General features: G+C 33.7%; 11 protein-coding genes. 5 read left to right on the forward strand and 6 right to left on the reverse strand.

What is annotated here, in order from left to right; translation table 11 throughout:
* From ACJJVO_RS07575 to dnaN, 3 genes are all read left to right on the forward strand, one after another.
* Positions 1–498 carry a hypothetical protein gene (locus ACJJVO_RS07575; RefSeq protein ID WP_405572407.1) on the forward strand — a complete coding sequence of 166 codons (498 nt, stop codon included), beginning with the start codon at positions 1–3 and terminating at the stop codon, positions 496–498.
* Positions 485–2,155: a gliding motility-associated ABC transporter substrate-binding protein GldG gene (gene gldG / locus ACJJVO_RS07580; protein ID WP_405572409.1), complete on the forward strand. Its 1,671-nt coding sequence runs from the start codon at positions 485–487 to the stop codon at positions 2,153–2,155. The genes ACJJVO_RS07575 and gldG overlap by 14 nt, the downstream gene beginning before the upstream one ends.
* A 220-nt stretch (positions 2,156–2,375) precedes the next feature.
* Positions 2,376–3,494 carry a DNA polymerase III subunit beta gene (gene dnaN, locus ACJJVO_RS07585; RefSeq protein WP_115817679.1) on the forward strand — a complete coding sequence of 373 codons (1,119 nt, stop codon included), beginning with the start codon at positions 2,376–2,378 and terminating at the stop codon, positions 3,492–3,494.
* 80 nt (positions 3,495–3,574) lie between these two features.
* Here dnaN and ACJJVO_RS07590 read toward each other — a convergent pair whose 3' ends face one another.
* Entirely contained in the window at positions 3,575–3,934 is a 360-nt protein-coding gene (locus ACJJVO_RS07590) for a DUF4870 domain-containing protein (RefSeq protein ID WP_405572412.1), read from the reverse strand.
* 607 nt (positions 3,935–4,541) lie between these two features.
* On the opposite strand from ACJJVO_RS07590, the gene ACJJVO_RS07595 reads away from it, so the two are divergent.
* Complete coding sequence (locus ACJJVO_RS07595) at positions 4,542–10,184, forward strand: beta strand repeat-containing protein (protein WP_405572414.1); 5,643 nt, start codon at positions 4,542–4,544, stop codon at positions 10,182–10,184.
* Between the two features lie 40 nt (positions 10,185–10,224).
* A complete protein-coding gene (locus tag ACJJVO_RS07600) occupies positions 10,225–12,123 on the forward strand; it encodes a T9SS type A sorting domain-containing protein (RefSeq protein WP_405572416.1) in 1,899 nt (632 codons plus the stop codon).
* A 282-nt stretch (positions 12,124–12,405) separates the two neighbouring features.
* Here ACJJVO_RS07600 and ACJJVO_RS07605 read toward each other — a convergent pair whose 3' ends face one another.
* The 5 genes from ACJJVO_RS07605 to ACJJVO_RS07625 form a co-directional block, all read right to left on the reverse strand.
* The gene (locus ACJJVO_RS07605) at positions 12,406–12,612 is read right to left on the reverse strand and encodes a DUF2892 domain-containing protein (RefSeq protein WP_405572419.1); all 207 of its coding nucleotides are present in this window, start codon (positions 12,610–12,612) and stop codon (positions 12,406–12,408) included.
* Positions 12,613–12,630: 18 nt separating this feature from the next.
* Positions 12,631–12,936 (reverse strand): hypothetical protein, encoded by a 306-nt coding sequence (locus ACJJVO_RS07610; RefSeq protein ID WP_405572421.1) that lies wholly within the window; start codon positions 12,934–12,936, stop codon positions 12,631–12,633.
* Positions 12,937–13,042: 106 nt separating this feature from the next.
* Positions 13,043–16,237, reverse strand: coding sequence for an efflux RND transporter permease subunit (locus ACJJVO_RS07615; protein WP_405572424.1), 3,195 nt, complete (start codon positions 16,235–16,237; stop codon positions 13,043–13,045).
* Between the two features lie 151 nt (positions 16,238–16,388).
* Positions 16,389–17,465, reverse strand: a complete 1,077-nt coding sequence (locus tag ACJJVO_RS07620) for an efflux RND transporter periplasmic adaptor subunit (RefSeq protein WP_405572426.1) — start codon at positions 17,463–17,465, stop codon at positions 16,389–16,391.
* 54 nt (positions 17,466–17,519) lie between these two features.
* The gene (locus ACJJVO_RS07625; protein WP_405572428.1) at positions 17,520–18,827 is read right to left on the reverse strand and encodes a TolC family protein; all 1,308 of its coding nucleotides are present in this window, start codon (positions 18,825–18,827) and stop codon (positions 17,520–17,522) included.
* Positions 18,828–18,833 lie beyond the last annotated feature (6 nt).

The raw sequence follows: 18,833 nt of genomic DNA on the forward strand, positions 1-18,833 counted from the left end.
ATGATTTTTACACCATTATTAATTGTATTCTTATGCGTAGTATTTGTGCTGTTGTTTTTATTTTTAAACACAGTAGATAAACGCAAGTGGTTAACTGCACTCATCAGTTTAGTACTCACTCCTTTTGTGTTTTTCTTTCTGTTTTATCCCTTTCTTAATATAATAAGCAACTATCATCATCAAAAATATTTTGATAATGACGCATGGATAGAAAAGCCTGCTTTACGTTACGAAATGATTGATAACACCATAGAATCTGATACGTTAATTGGTGCTTCAAAAGAAAAAATAACAACGCTTTTAGGTAAAGCTGAATGGCTCTCTTGGGATGACGCTAAAAAAGCACATGATACCAACAAATGGAATTATGGACTTGGTATAGAACCTGGAGCATTTAATGATAAAAAGGACTGTTTAGAAATTACTTTTCAAGATGAAAAAGTAATAGCCTTAAAAACCTATCAAGAAGAAATAACCTTCGATAATGAAAAAGAATAAATCTATATTATATATTATTGCTATTGTTGTTGGAGTTATCATTGTCAATGCAATTTCGGGTTCTGTATATCAACGATTCGACCTTACAAAAGATCATCGTTACACACTTTCTGATACCACAAAATCATTAATTAGCGAATTAGACTCACCTTTAATTATCGACGTATTTTTAGAAGGAGATTTTCCATCAGAATTTAGATTACTTCAAACCGAAGTGAAACAGATGGTTGATGAATTTCAATTAGAATCTAATCAAATTTTCGTTAATTATATTGATCCTATAAAAGATGAAGCCACAAGACAACAATATATTGAAGAACTCACAAATGCTGGCTTAGAACCCTATATAAATACTGATAACAGCACCGGAAAAGTAACTCAAGATATTATTTTTCCATGGGCTTTTGGAAGTTACAAAGACCAAACCATTAAAATTCCGCTTCTAAAAAGAAGTATCACACAAGGTTTACAAGAGCAAATTAACAATTCTATTCAATCTTTAGAGTATGCTTTTGCTGATGGGTTTAGTAAGCTCGTTAAAGCTAAAGAAAAAAAGATTGCTATTTTAAAAGGCAACGGCCAATTAGATGATATTTATATTGCTGATTTTTTAAAAACAATTAAGCCTTATTATAATTTAGCGCAATTTACATTAGACAGTGTAGCATCTAACCCACAAGGCACCTTAAACAAATTATTAGATTACGATTTAATTGTTTCAGCAAAACCAAGTATCGCTTTTACTGAAAACGAAAAATTAGTTTTAGACCAATATACCATGAATGGTGGCAAAAGTCTATGGCTTACTGAATCTGTGGTTATGGACAAAGACAGTTTGTACAATGCTGCTGGTACAGGCGTTTCTATTATGCGAGATTTAAAACTGAATGATTTTTTCTTTAAATATGGAGTGCGTGTTAACCCAACTTTAGTAAAAGACCTCATCTCTGCACCAATAATGTTAACAATTGGAGAAGGCAGTCAGGCACAAATGCAACCTTTGCAATGGCAATATTCTCCTTTAGCAGCTTCTAATCCAAATCATCCAATTACTAAAAATATAGATTTAGTAAAATTTGATTTTGCGAGTCCTATTGATACCCTAAAAAATGGAATCAAAAAATCTATATTATTACGAAGTTCACCAAAATCTAAAACAGAAGGAGCACCAACTACAATTTCTTTAGATAATGTAACTCAAGCTCCAGACGAAGCCAGTTACAACTTAGGTTCTCAAAATTTAGCTGCTTTATTAGAAGGTGAATTTCGCTCTGTATATGACCAACGCGTGTTACCTTTTAAAGTGAATAACTTTAAGTCTAAAAGCCCAAAAACCAAGATGGTTATCATTTCTGACGGAAATGTGATAAAAAATGAAGTATTAAAGAATAGGCCTTTAGAATTAGGCTTTGATCAACTCACAGGAAAATCTTTTGGCAACAAGGAATTTTTACTAAATACTGTAAATTACCTTTTAGATGATACAGGACTTATAAACATAAGAGCAAAAGAAATAAGTGTGGCATTCTTAGATGAAGACAAAGTAAAAGACAGTAAAGGCACTTGGCAATTTATCAATATTGCTTTACCAATCATACTTTTAGGGTTGTTCGGCTTTATTTTCAACTATTTACGAAAACGTAAATACACATTATAAATTGAATACTTCGTCATATTAAAAAGACGCTGTTGCAAGGGTAATTTGTTAATAAGTTTGTTTTATAAAACCCTTCTATTAAGATATATTTGTAACACAAACTAAAAATATAAAACTCATCTATTCAATATGAAACATTTAGCCTTTTAGGGTGAATTTTATCTTAAAATACTATTGAGATGTTTCAAATTAAGAATAGAAAACAATTAATATAGAACACATGAAATTTATTGTTTCAAGCACCTATTTATTAAAACAACTTCAAGTATTAGGAGGTGTTATTAATAGCAGTAATACATTACCTATTTTAGATAATTTCTTATTTGAACTTAGCCAATCTAAATTAACCATTTCGGCTAGTGATCTAGAAACTACAATGTCTGCAACTATTGATGTAGAAAGTGACTCAGAAGGTAGTATTGCCTTGCCTGCAAGATTACTTTTAGACACATTGAAGACGTTTCCGGAACAACCCTTAACGTTTGTTGTTGAAGAAAACAATACAGTAGAAATTAGCTCTAATCATGGTAAATATGCTTTAGCTTACGCTGATGGTGCAGAATTTCCAAATGCAGTTTCTATTGAAGATGCTAGCACAACTACAATAATGGGAGATATCTTAGCTACCGCAATTAGTAAAACAATTTTTGCTGCTGGTAACGATGATTTAAGACCAGTAATGAGTGGTGTTTTCTTTCAATTTTCTCAAGATAATTTAACTTTTGTAGCGACTGACGCTCACAAATTGGTAAAATATACAAGAAACGATGTGAGTGCAACAGAAACAGCAGAATTCATTATGCCTAAGAAACCTTTAAATCTTTTAAAAGGTATATTAGCTGGAAGTGATGATGATGTTTTAGTTGAATACAACGAATCTAATGCAAAATTCACTTTTGAAAACTCAATATTAATTTGTCGTTTAATTGATGGAAAATATCCTAATTATGAAGCGGTAATTCCTAAAGAGAATCCAAATAAATTAGTAATTGACAGAACACAATTTTTAAACTCTGTGCGTCGTGTTAGTATTTTCTCTAACAAAACAACACATCAGATTCGTTTAAAAATTGCCGGAGCAGAATTAAACATATCTGCTGAAGATATTGATTACTCTAATAAAGCTGAAGAACGTTTAACATGTGATTACCAAGGTGATGATATGCAAATTGGTTTTAACTCACGTTTTTTAACAGAAATGATAAATAACTTAAATTCAGATAACGTACAGTTAGAAATGAGTTTACCAAATAGAGCAGGTATCTTAACACCAATTGACGGTTTAGATGAAGGTGAGCATGTAACTATGCTTGTAATGCCAGTAATGCTTAATAATTAAGAGCTTATTTCTTGCAACTTAATTCAATACAAAAAGGCTCACCAATTGGTGAGCCTTTTAATTTCCATATCTTTTAATAACTAACTAACAAAATTAATAGACAATGGATAGCTAGGTAATTCTCCATTACTAGCTTTTATAGCGTTTACAATTGGCATTACAAATGCCAGTATTGCAATTATTCCTAATGTTATAAATCCAATTCCAACAAGCATAAACGGAATACTTATTATAGAATAGATGAACATACTAATTTGAAAATTTATAATCGATTTTCCATGAGCATCCATACCTTCAACTTGTTCCTTTTGTGTTGCCCAAAGAATTAATGGTGCTATTATTCCACCAAAAACAGTGGCATACGTTAGTAATTGAGATAAGTGTGTAATTACTAATAATTGATTGTCTGTGCGTTTAAGCGTATGATAATTTGATTCCATAATTGATGATTTTACACTGATAGGACGCAAACAGATTTAATTTGTTACATTCTATAACATAAAATTAACAAGAGGAACAACTTCTCCCCTCTTTCTTAACACCTAGCTTCACTAAAATAGTTTCTAATAAGTACCATTTGGTAAATACGGATTGGATTAAATTCACTCCAAATAAAACAGTGAACTACATCCAATTTAGGCTTACGTTTACAAAAAGTTTAACACTAACTATTAGACTAAAATATGCATTTAACATTTTTTTGGTTTTTTTTCAACCTCCAAAGTTTTATATCTAAATAGATCTTTTTATCAGAACCACAATCCTATTTATAGGATTATTAGCTTCTAAACTTTTATTAAATTCTTTTATTAACATAATTTATTCATCAATATTTTCATTTTTCTATGTAAGAAAAAATTGATTGATTCTAAATTTTCAACAAATTAACAATCAATCAATTACACAATTAGACAACCCAAACAAAACTACACTTTATCGATTAATAACCCTATTTTGTCGATGATTATAGCATTTAATCGATGATAAATGCTTTTTATCGGTTTTATTTTTGTTTATTTGTGCTCTAAGAAATAATGATTTTATAAAATGAGACTTCAAGTAACTTCAACTTTTAAAATTGCCATGTTTATCTTTGGTTTTTGTTTTTATGCAAATGCCCAAGTAGGAATTGGTACTACTACTCCTAACTCATCATCTATATTAGATATAGAATCTAATTCACAAGGAATACTTATTCCAAGAGTAGAACTAACAAGTACTAATGACATTACAACCATTGCAAATGGTAATGTAGAAAGCCTATTAGTGTATAATACGCAATCTATAAATGATGTTCAACCTGGCTACTACTATTGGGACAATAGCGAATGGGTTCGTGTGGCAGCAGGCTCTAATGTGGATAAGCAAATAATCACCAATTTTAGTGTCATTGGCTCTAATCTGAGTATTTCTTTGGAAAATGGTAATACTGCGACTGTTCCATTAGCAGATATAGTTTCAGTAACTGACACCAATATCGCTAACACAAATTTAACATTGGATGCTAATAGAACATTAACAACAGGTAACTTCGATTTGAATATAGATGCTAACACGTTAGTTGTTGATGGCAGCGCTAATGAAGTTGGTATTGGTACAAACAGCCCAACGGCTAAATTAGATGTCAACGGAGACGTTAGAATAAGAACAGTAAACAATGGAGCTGACACTGATAATATTTTAACTAGAGATGCAAGCGGAAACATTCGTCGTAGAACGGCTGCTCAAATTGTTGCAGCAGGAGGTGGAAGTGATGATAACATTTATTCAACCAATGGCACAATTGCAGCTAATCGTTTTATTACACAAGGTAACTTTGATCTTAATTTTGACTCAAGTACATTAGTGATTGATGGTAGTGCAAATGAAGTCGGTATAGGAACCAACAGTCCAAGTGCAAAACTAGATGTCAATGGTAATGCTAGAATAAGAACAGTAAACAATGGAGCTGACACTGATAATATTTTAACTAGAGATGCAAGCGGAAACATTCGTCGTAGAACGGCTGCTCAAATTGTGGCTGCTGGTGGAGGAAACGATGATAACATTTATTCAACCAATGGCACAATTGCAGCTAATCGTTTTATTACACAAGGTAACTTTGATCTTAATTTTGACTCAAGTACATTAGTGATTGATGGTAGTGCAAATGAAGTCGGTATAGGAACCAACAGTCCAAGTGCAAAACTAGATGTCAATGGTAATGCTAGAATAAGAACAGTAAACAATGGAGCTGACACTGATAATATTTTAACTAGAGATGCAAGCGGAAACATTCGTCGTAGAACGGCTGCTCAAATTGTGGCTGCTGGTGGAGGAAACGATGATAACATTTATTCAACCAATGGCACAATTGCAGCTAATCGTTTTATTACACAAGGTAACTTTGATCTTAATTTTGACTCAAGTACATTAGTGATTGATGGTAGTGCAAATGAAGTCGGTATAGGAACCAACAGTCCAAGTGCAAAACTAGATGTCAATGGTAATGCTAGAATAAGAACAGTAAACAATGGAGCTGACACTGATAATATTTTAACTAGAGATGCAAGCGGAAACATTCGTCGTAGAACGGCTGCTCAAATTGTTGCAGCTGGTGGTGGAAGCGATGACAACATATATTCTACTAATGGCACAATTACGGCAAATCGTTATATCACACAAGGGAACTTTGATCTTAATTTTGATTCAAGCACTTTAGTAATAGATGGTAGTGCTAATGAAGTTGGTATTGGTGTAAATAGCCCAACAGCTAAATTAGATGTCAACGGAGACGCTAGAATAAGAACAGTAAATGACGGAGCCGATACAGATAATATTTTAACTAGAGATGCTAGTGGTAATATTCGTCGTAGAACGGCTGCACAAATTGTGGCTGCAGGTGGTGGAAACGATGACAACATATATTCTACTAATGGCACAATTACGGCAAATCGTTATGTCACACAAGGGAACTTTGATCTTAACTTTGATGCTAACACTTTAGTGGTAGATGGTAGTTCTAATAATATTGGTATAGGTGTAACCAATCCTAATATAGATTTAGCTATTGGTGATAATGATACAGGTTTGCAGCAACAAGGAGACGGAATGCTTGCCATTTACTCTAATAATAATGAAAGAGTAAGAATCAGTAATAATGGTAATGTTGGTATTGGAACTACGGCACCTGCACAAAGGTTACATGTTAATGGCACTAGTCAATTAGGTACTAATATAGCTAGTGATGGTGATTTTAGATTGCATCAAATGGGTACAGGAAACAGAAACTCAAGAATTCAATTTTATACTGATACAGATGCTTCTAACGATGCCGAAATTATTAGAAGAAGTGGTACGGATGGTAATTTAGAAATTGATAACGAAGGTAATGGAATCATGTACGTTCGTAATCGAGGTAATGGACAAATACGTTTAGGTACAAATAATACTGATGATTTTTATATACAAGATGGTGGTAATATTGGTATAGGTATAAGTGCTCCAACTTCAAAATTAGATGTCAACGGAGACGCTCGAATAAGAACAGTAAATAATGGAGCAGACACAGATAATATATTAACTAGAGATGCTAGTGGTAATATTCGCCGTAGAACGGCTGCACAAATTGTGGCTGCTGGTGGTGGAAACGATGACAACATCTACTCTACTAATGGTGCAATTACTGGTAATCGTTATATCACACAGAATAACTTTGATGTTAATTTTGATTCAAACACCTTAGTAATAGATGGTAGCGCGAATGAAGTTGGTATTGGTATTAACAGCCCAACAGCTAAATTAGATGTCAATGGAGACGCTAGAATAAGAACAGTAAATGACGGAGCCGATACCGATAATATTTTAACTAGAGATGCTAGTGGTAATATTCGTCGTAGAACGGCTGCACAAATTGTAGCTGCAGGTGGTGGAAACGATGACAACATATATTCTACTAATGGCACAATTACGGCAAATCGTTATGTCACACAAGGGAACTTTGATCTTAACTTTGATGCTAACACTTTAGTGGTAGATGGTAGTTCTAATAATATTGGTATAGGTGTAACCAATCCTAATATAGATTTAGCTATTGGTGATAATGATACAGGTTTGCAGCAACAAGGAGACGGAATGCTTGCCATTTACTCTAATAATAATGAAAGAGTAAGAATCAGTAACAATGGTAATGTTGGTATTGGAACTACAGCACCTGCACAAAGGTTACATGTTAATGGCACTAGTCAATTAGGTACTAATATAGCTAGTGATGGTGATTTAAGGCTGAACCAAATGGGTACAGGAAACAGAAACTCAAGAATTCAATTTTATACAGATACAGATGCTTCTAACGATGCCGAAATTATTAGAAGAAGTGGTACGGATGGTAATTTAGAAATTGATAACGAAGGTAATGGAATCATGTACATTCGTAATCGTGGTAATGGACAAATACGTTTAGGTACAAATAATACTGATGATTTTTATATACAAGATGGTGGTAATATTGGTATTGGGATAAGTGCTCCAACTTCAAAATTAGATGTCAACGGAGACGCTCGAATAAGAACAGTAAATGACGGTGCAGATACCGATAATATTTTAACTAGAGATTCTAGTGGTAACATTCGTCGTAGAACGGCTGCTCAAATTGTAGCAGCTGGTGGTGGAAACGATGACAACATCTACTCTACTAACGGTGCAATTACTGCAAATCGTTATATCACACAGAATAACTTTGATCTTAACTTTGATTCAAACACTTTAGTAATAGATGGTAGCGCGAATGAAGTTGGTATTGGTATTAACAGCCCAACAGCCAAATTAGATGTCAACGGAGACGCTAGAATAAGAACAGTAAATGACGGAGCCGATACAGATAATATTTTAACTAGAGATGCTAGTGGTAATATTCGTCGTAGAACGGCTGCTCAAATTGTGGCTGCTGGTGGTGGAAACGATGACAACATTTATTCTACTAATGGCACAATTACTGCAAATCGTTATATCACACAAGGAAACTTTGATCTTAACTTTGATGCTAACACTTTAGTGGTAGATGGTAGTTCTGATAATGTTGGTATAGGTGTAACCAATCCAAATATAGATTTAGCTATTGGTGATAATGATACAGGGTTGCAGCAACAAGGAGACGGAATGCTTGCCATTTACTCTAATAATAATGAAAGAGTAAGAATCAGTAACAATGGTAATGTTGGTATTGGAACTACAGCACCTGCACAAAGGTTACATGTTAATGGCACTAGTCAATTAGGTACTAATATAGCTAGTGATGGTGATTTAAGGCTGAACCAAATGGGTACAGGAAACAGAAACTCAAGAATTCAATTTTATACTGATGCTGATGCTTCTAATGACGCAGAAATAATTAGAAATAATGGTACTGATGGTGATTTAATTATTGACAATGAAGGTAATGGTATCATGTATTTACGTAACCGAGGTGCTGGACAAGTACGTCTAGGTACAAATAATACTGATGATTTTTTTATTGAAGATGGTGGTAATATTGGTATTGGCACAAGCGACCCAACAGCGAAATTAGATATCGCTGGAGATGTTAGGATAAGAACCATTAATAATGGAGCAGATACTGATAACATATTAACTAGAGATTCTAATGGTAATATTCGCAGAAGAACGGCTGCTCAAATTGTAGCTGCTGGTGGTGGAAACGATGATAACATCTACTCTACTAACGGCACAATTACTGCAAATCGTATTGTAAATTTAAACACAAACACCATCGATTTTAATGGTAGTGCTAACGATGCCTTTCAAGTTGATGGATCTACATTTACCATAGATGCTGACACAAATAGAGTTGGTATTGGCATGTCAGATCCTGAAGAAAGATTAAACGTACTTAACGGTATTATTCAAGTAGGACGAGCAACATCTACGCATACACAAATTGCAACCAACAGAATAGAAACTGGATTAAACACAGGATCAGTTGCGCTTACTGTTAATGATAGCGGTGGAAATGCAAATGTTACATTTAATAATACGGCACGTATTCCAGACGTAAATGGTAATGCAGCACGAATTAGCGTAAATGTTGATAGTAATGTAAATGCTGCCATGCGTTTTGAAATAGCAGAAGGCGTAACAGCAGGTACTGCTGTAACCACTGGCACTGGAATGACCTTAACTACAACAGGATTAGGAATTGGCACAACAACACCATCAGAACAATTAGATGTCAACAATGGTAGTGTGCGTGTACGCGACTTAAGTAGCTCAGGAAACAGAATAGTCTACGCTGATAGTGATGGAGTATTAACAATAAGATCATCAAGAAGTGCCACTTTTGCTAGAGGAACAAGTGCTAATTATAATAGTTCAGATGATTGGAGAAGAATTTCTAATGTTTCATCTTCATTAGATGTGAGAAACGGAGATGTTATTCTAGTAAACTGGTCTACCATTGTAGAATTAACAGGAGCAAGCACTACGGATACGTTAAATTTTGAAGTGCGATTAACAGGTAGTGGAGGATGTAGCGATGTAAATCTATCAGGTGGAAATTTCTCAGAAGTCAATCATGATGATTCTAAAGGCTACGGAGGTACTAGTGGAGCAACTAGTGCTTGTGATGGCACCTATACGATATCACTCTGGGGAAGAAATATAGGTAGCGATAATTGGTCTTACAATGAATCTAATGTTACAGCTACGGTAAATTAAAATAAGTAATAGACACTATTTTATTTTTAAATAAATATCTATGGTACACTTTATAAATATTGTGAAGATAAAACATCAATTTTTCAATACTCATGTAAGGACTATTACAGCTTTTATTATGTTACTTGGAACAGCTTTCTCAGCCTACGCACAGTTAAGCGTAAGAAATGACAATTTTATTATTGTAAACGATGAAATTATTTTTGTGAACGATGCTATAACTTTAGGTGAAACTGATTCAAAATTTTATTTAAGGAAAGAAGGACAACTCATTCAAGGAAACGACCTATCTTCTAATACAGGTATTGGTGAACTGAGTGTCTATCAGACAGGCAATGCCAGTAATTACATTTATAATTATTGGTGTTCTCCAGTAGGTAACAATTCCGTTACTGCAGGTAACGAGTCCGCACGTGTCAATTTAATAGATGAAGCAACCAACATTGCAACGTTACAAGATCCTTTAGGCTTAACATCAAGTGTGGATGTTGCTTTTACGTCTAGTTACGATGGGTTTTCATCACCAGCATTGACTATTTCTGATCGTTGGTTATACACATTTAGCACATCTAATGACTATGCAGATTGGAACTTTGTTGGAGAGTCTGCTCCTATTTTACCTGGACTTGGATTTACTATGAAGGGAGTATCTGGTACCAATAACCAACTTTACGATTTTAGAGGTAAAGCTAATAATGGTTTAATAAATAACTTAGTTACAGCGGAGCAATTTACGCTCATTGGTAATCCTTATCCATCCGCTATAGATGCCTTACTTTTTATTCATGATCCACAAAATACAAATTTGAACAATGGTCCGAGTCCTCATCCAACAACTACTGGTGCTCTTTATTTTTGGGAACAATCTGATGAAGGATCACATGTGCTTGATGAGTATATAGGTGGTTATGCTTCATATACAATTTCTAACACAGGCGTAGAAAGTTTTGTAAACGCAATGTTTTCAGCTTACGACGGTGCAGGTAATCCGGTTCCCCTAGCTCCGTCACCAGGAGGAAATACTGGTACAAAAATATCAAAGCGATATATCCCAATTGGTCAAGGTTTTATGGTAGAAGGTGCAAGTGGCATACCTTCTGGATCAAATGTGTATATGAAAAATGCACATCGTGTTTATGAAAAAATATCTGATGGAAATAGTCTGTTTTTTCGAAGTTCAAACGCTCAAACTATAACTTCTGATACAGATACAAATGAATCTTTGTATAATGAATATGGACTTAATAATGTTCCGCAAGACTATAAAAGATTTCGTTTAAACGTTACGTTTAATGATCAGCATACAAGACAATTACTTCATAATTTTCATAATACAGCAACCCCTGGATTTGATTATGGGATGGAGGCAAAATCGTCTAGTGACACATCAACCGATGCTTTTTGGATATTGGATGCTGTACCTTATACTATTCAGGCAAACGCTTATGCTTTAGATTTATCGCTACCTGTTGTTGTTAAGGCAGAAAACCAGCAGCAATTGAAATTCAGTATTTTTGATGTTCAAAATTTTGAGGATTCGCAACCAATTTATTTACACGATTTAGAAACTAATATTTATGTAGATTTAATACAACAAGATTATAACTTAAATATTGATGCTGGAACTTTTGAATCTAGATTTCGAATTGTATTTGCAAACGACAACACATTGAGTGCGCAATCTAATATTAAAGATCAATTTGATATTTTTGTAAATAATCAAGAATCTCGATTTACTATTTTAAACCCTAATCTGAGAGATTTAAAATCGTTTCAAGTATACGACATCAATGGACGAATGGTCTTAAGTCATTCTATTTCAACGATAGAAAGTAGTTATAGTTATCCATCAAAAAATTTAAGTGAAGGAATTTATGTAGCCAAAATTCTACTTAATAATAAATCTTTCTCTAAAAAATTAATAGTGACCCACGAATAGTACCTAAAATTTAATTAAAAAATATATTATAAATTTAAGTGAATTTTTCAACCTATTATTTCAATCCTGTTTCCAATTCATATTCATTTTGAAACTACAGGATAATCATTCATAAAAAAACGACTTAGAATAAACTAAGTCGTTTTTTTATTAGCTCTCAATCCGCATTGGAAACTATATTTTTAGATCCTGCATTATAACAACAAAAAGAATAAACTTCCTGTCCTTAAAATTTCTGAAGAATCAAATTCATTAAAACCAATACTTTTAAGTTTCTGTACTTTAAACAGAACAACTTCCACCCTCTTTCTTAATACCCAATTTCATTAAAATAGTTTCTAATAAGCACCACTTAGTAAAAGCAGATTGAATTAAGTTGACACCAATAAATACGGTAAACCACATCCATTTTGGACTTACGTAAACAGAAAGTACAACGCTTAATAATACCATGACACCAACAATAACTCTAAAATATGTATTTAACATTTTAATTAATTTTTTAGTTTATATAAATCTTTCAATAGGAACTACTATCGCTTTTATAGGATTGTTAGTTTCTAAATTTTCATTAAATTCTTTTATAACTTCGAACAAAGCATCAATACGCTCTTCATCAGTGAATGAAAAGAACATACTAGATTCGTTTCCTCCTTTTTCTGCAGGAAACCAATTGGAAGCCATTAATAAAGATGAACCATTTTTATGACCATCAATTTCAGAACTACTAAAGTTTTCTATATCTGCTTTTTTGAATAGTTTCAAAACCTCTTTTTGATACTGTTCTACTGCTGTAACTATGACTAATTTCATTTGATTCTATTTTTATACAACCTGCAAGGTTTTACCAACCTTGTAGGTTTAGTTCTCAATCTTTCATACCTACAAGGTTTTGGAAACCTTGTAGGAAAAACTCGACTTACTTATAATTCTTCTTCTCTATCATGTAATACACTAATGGCACTACCAATAATGTTAACACTGTTGAAACTATCGTTCCTCCCATTAATGAAATTGCTAAACCTTGGAAAATTGGGTCAAACAAAATCACAAACGCTCCAATAACAACGGTTCCTGCTGTTAATAAAATTGGTGTTGTTCTAACGGCTCCAGCTTCAATACAAGCTTGTTTTAATGGTATGCCTTCTGCTGTTCTTAAGTTGATGAAATCAATCAGTAATACTGAGTTTCTCACCATGATTCCCGCTAAAGCAATCATACCAATAAAAGAAGTTGCAGTAAAGAATGCTCCCATGAGCCAGTGTCCCAGAATAATTCCAATTAAGGATAATGGAATTGCAACCATCATCACAATTGGTGCTTTAAAATTTTGAAACCATCCTACAATTAAAATATAGATTAAGATAATAGCTCCTAAAAAAGCTATTCCTAAATCTCTAAATACTTCTAAAGTAATTTGCCATTCACCATCCCATTTCACAGTATAATTATCTTCAAATTCTGGTTGACCTAAGTACATTTCATTAATCTCAAAGCCTTGTGGTAATGGAATCTCTTTCAATTTTTCTTCCATTCCTAAAATGGCATATGCAGGACTCTCTAATTCTCCAGCCATATCAGCCATCACATAAACCACACGTTTTTGATTTTTATGGTAAATGCTTTTTGCTGCCATATTTTGAGAAATATCAACCAAATCTGAAATTGGCACCATATTCCCCATTTTAGATTTTACTTTTAATTGTGAAATATCAGTAATCGTAGATTTTTCTTTTTCATCTAAAGCTAATACTAAACCAATTTGGTTAACAGCATCTTCATCGTACAAATTAGTAATCGCTCTATTAGATAAAGCCATATTCATAGTGTAAGCAATTTGCTGTGGTGCAACACCATACAACATGGCTTTCTCTTTATTGATATCAAACTGATATTCGGTTTGGTCACCTTCTACCATCCAATCAATATCAACCACATCATCTGTGTTTTTTAATATGTCTTGAACGTGGTTTGCAACCTTTATTTGCTCTTCATAATCAGGTCCATAAACTTCGGCAACAATGGTTGACATTACTGGTGGTCCTGGCGGCACTTCCACTAACTTCACATTTGCATTATATTTTGCTGCAATTTTCTGAATATCCGGACGCATAAGTTTGGCGATATCATGACTTTGAGTAGAACGCTCTTCCTTATCCAATAAATTCACTTGAATATCTGCCATGTTACTTCCACCACGTAAATCGTAATGACGCACTAAACCATTAAATGTAATTGGTGCAGATGTCCCAACATAGTTTTGATAATTAACGACTTCTGGTCTGTTAGATAAATATTGAGAAATCTCTTGAGCTACAACTCCTGTTCTTTCTAAAGTTGTGCCTTCAGGCATATCAATAACCACTTGGAATTCATTCTTATTATCAAAAGGCAACATTTTTACTGCTACCGAGTTGGTAAAAAACAATACCATGGTTCCCATTAACACGGCGAACGTTCCTAATAAAAACAACCAACGTTTGCCTTTACTTTCTAAAAGTGGTCTTTCAAACTTGTTGTAAATTCTATAAATAAGAGTATCCTCTACAGCTTTTTCAGGTTTCTCTTCTGCTCCTTTTTTATCTTTTTCTCTTAAGAAAATATACCCTAAATATGGTGTGATTGTTAAGGCTACAAATAAAGATAATATCATGGCAATAGATGCGCCAATTGGCATTGGTGCCATATATGGTCCCATTAAACCAGAAACAAAAGCCATCGGTAATACCGAAGCGATTACTGTAAAGGTTGCCAAAATGGTTGGGTTACCAACTTCATTGATGGCATATAAAGCCGCTTGTTTAAATGGCAAGCGTTTCATTTTGAAATGCCTATGCATATTTTCGGCAATAATAATCGAGTCATCGACGACGATTCCTGTTACAAATACCAATGCGAAAAGCGTGATTCGATTTAGTGTGTAATCCATCATATAGTAACTCAACAACGTTAGAGCAAACGTAATTGGTACTGATAAAAACACAACTAATCCACCTCGCCAACCCATAGCTAACATCACAACAATCGTCACAGCGAAGATTGAACCGATTAGGTGTAATAATAATTCAGATACTTTATGAGACGCTGTTTCGCCATAGTTTCTTGTGATTTCAACGTGAACATCATCAGGAATTAAGGTACTACGTAAATGGTCTACTTTATCAATAATGACTTCTGCGATTTTCATAGCATCTGCGCCTTTTCGTTTAGCAACAGAAATAGTAACCGCAGGATATTCAGATTTATATTCAGCTGATTTTTCGCCTCCTTTTCCAAAACCTAAACTCACGTAATTTTGAGGTACTTCTGGTCCATCAATAATCTTAGCAACTTGCTTCAAATAAATCGGTTGATTTTGTTGTACACCAACTACTAAATTTTCAACATCGGTTACAGATGCTAAGAATTTACCCGTATTTACCAAAAATTCAGTATCTCCTTTATCAAAACTTCCAGCACTTAATTGACTGTTATTGGCCTTAATCATTTCAGAAACCGACAAGAAATCTAATCCACTTGCTGCCAATTTATCCTTATCTAAAACCACACGTAACTGACGGTCTCTTCCTCCTATTTTATGTGTAATCGCAACATCATTAACCTTTTTAATTTCGGCTTCTAACTCTTGAGCCATTTGGTTTAATTGATAATCGTCATAATTCTCACTCCACAACGTTAAACCTAACATTGGTACATCGTCAATCGCTCTAGTTTTCACTAATGGAAACGTAACACCAGCTGGCATTTGGTCCATGTGTTTATTGATTTCGTTGTACATTTTCACAAACGAACGCTCAATATCTTCGCCAACATAAAACTGAACAATCACCATGCCTTGTTCTTTCATAGACGTAGAATACACGTATTCCACACCTTTGATATTAGAAATTAATTGCTCTAAAGGCTTTATCACTCGCGATTCTACTTCCGTAGGACTTGCTCCAGGATAACCCACAAAAATATCTGCCATTGGCACGTCAATTTGCGGCTCTTCCTCACGTGGAATTAAAAACGAACTATATACACCAACCACCATAAATACAATCATTAACAACACGGTTAACTTAGATTGCATAAAGACTTTGGCGATTTTACCTGCGATTCCTTCTTTCATAATATAGAAGCCCCTTTTAATTTCCCCAAAGGGGAAAAACTATTACGGGTTATTTTTTAGTTATTATTATTTTTTTACCTATCAAGTTTGTCACTAGCCTTGCAACATATGGTGTGCGTACTGCAACTGCTAACTGAATACTGTTTACTGTCTACTGCACACTGATTTTAGCACCATTATAAAGTTTTCCTTCAGCTGAAACGATATAAGCTTCGTCTGCATTTAAACCAGATAAAACTTCTACTTGGTCTCCAAAAGTTCTTCCTAAACGTAACCAACGTAACATGGCTGTATTACTTTGGCTTACCGTATACACACCAGATAATTGACCGTTAGTTATAATAGCTTCTGTTGGTACTAAAACCATTTCTGATTTAGCTTTACGTTCTACAGGAAATTGAACTGTTGTAAACATGCCAGATAAGATTTTCGCATCTGTTTTATCCAAATTTATTTTCACTAAATATTGACCTCCAGTATTTTTTGCAGATGTACTAACTTCAGTCACCTTTCCTTTAATGGTTTGGTTAATAGATTTTACCAAAACATCAACTGTAGTCCCTTTTTTAATTTCTGAAATTTCAGATTCTGGTACCATTGCCATCACTTCAAAATGTCCTGGTGTTTCGATACTTATTAATGGTGCTCCTGGATTTGCCATATTACCAGCTTCCACATTTTTGCTTGTAATTGTTCCACTAAATGGTGCTGTAATATTACTGTATGTAAATTGTGCATTAATTTCGTTTTTCATTTGGTTAGCAGACTCTAAACGTGCTTTTGCCATTTCAAAATTAGCCGTCATATCATCCATCTCTTTCTGTGATGCACTATTCTCTGCAAACAAATTTTTAAAACGGTTGTAATCTTTTTGTGCGTTATTAAAAGCAGCTGTTGCTTCTGTAATTCCTGCGTTTACTTGCGCGCGTTTAGCTTGTAAATCAGCATTATTAATAGACACTAATAATTGTCCTTTACGTACTTTATCTCCAACATTAACATGAACTTTATTAACGTAACCCATCATTCTTGTGCTTAAATCAGCACTATTCACAGCCTGAATTTTTCCACTTACAGCCAAAAAAGGACTATTTGTATTAGCTTCCACCTGACTCGTTTTCACTGTAATTGCTGGCGAATTATCTTCAACTGGTTTTTTATCTTCACTTCCGCAACTCGCAAATAACAAGGCTAAAGAAAATGTTAGGATTGTATATGTTTTTTTCATTTTGATTGTTTTTATGTTGATACCTACAAGGTTTTAGAAACCTTGCAAGAAAAATTATTCTTTAGTTAAAAATTGTAAGTAAGCTTGTGCGTAATTGTATTCGAAAATAGTTTGGTAATATTCTAACTGTTTTTGAGCATATTGTGTTTCAGCTATTAATAAATCAGACGTTTTTTCTAAACCTTCTTTAAATCTATTAGTTCTAATTCTTAAAGATTCTTCAGATTGTTCTAAAGCTAAAGTGTTTAATTGCAGTTTGTTTTCAGCATCAATAAACGCACGTTTCGCTTTGTTTAATTCTAAATTACTTTGAGACACATATTGTTTATATTCTAGTTTCGATTTTTCGAATTCAGATTTACTTTTTTGTGCTTTCCCAAAACGTTTAGACCCTTGAAAAATATCCCAACTTAATTGTGCGCCAAATAAATAACCACTAGCATCTGCTTGAAAAATTTGGTCGTCGTACAATTCGTAACTTCCAAATGCATTTAATCTTGGTAAGAATGCCATTTTATCAGCCTTGTTCATTGCTTCATAAGCATTAGAGGCCAATTCCATCGCTTTAATATCTGAACGGTTTTCAGAAATTGACTTATCCTCTATTGTTGTCGTTGTTACCTCTAATTCATCTGTTGGTGTGTAAATCACATAGGTGTCATCATTCATTAAAAATGACAAATAATTTGAAGCATTTTGCACATTACTTTTTGCGGATTGTAATTGATTCTTTACCTCAGTCACTCGTACTTCAACATTCAAAACATCTGCGCGTTGCAAGTAGCCTTGTTTAAAACTATTATCTGCTAATTGTTTATTGGCATTTGCGGCTTCTAAAGCGGTTTCTAAAACATCTACTGCTTTATAAGCTAATTGTAATTGCATGTAGGCTTTTTCAACCTCAAACGCTAAATATTCTTGTGTACGTTCCGTCTTTAAAGACATAGCTTCCATTTTAGATTTAGCCGCTTTTCGTTGAAACTTACCATCTACATTGATTAATGGTTGCTGAATTTCGAATTTTGTCGCATAGTTTTCAATCTGAGACGGGTCGTTTAATAACGCAGGACTGAAATCATTTGCTGTTAAAATTTCTTGATTCAATTTAGAACCAAATGCCATTAACGGATTTGTCGTTGCTATTGCTGTATGACTAGCCGTTATGTTTGGTAAAAACACAGCGTTTGTTTGTCTAAAATCTGCTTTCGCCTGATTAAAATCTTCCTCAGAAATCTTAATACTTGTATTGTTTTCTGAAACTTTAGTTAAGACTTCAGTTTTTGTAATAGACACTACATCCTGAGCCTTCACAGACAATGTAAAAGCTAAAAATAATAGTGGTATATAAATATGTTTTTTCATCAATCA

This window comes from Winogradskyella sp. Asnod2-B02-A, assembly GCF_045063645.1.
Lineage (GTDB): Bacteria > Bacteroidota > Bacteroidia > Flavobacteriales > Flavobacteriaceae > Winogradskyella.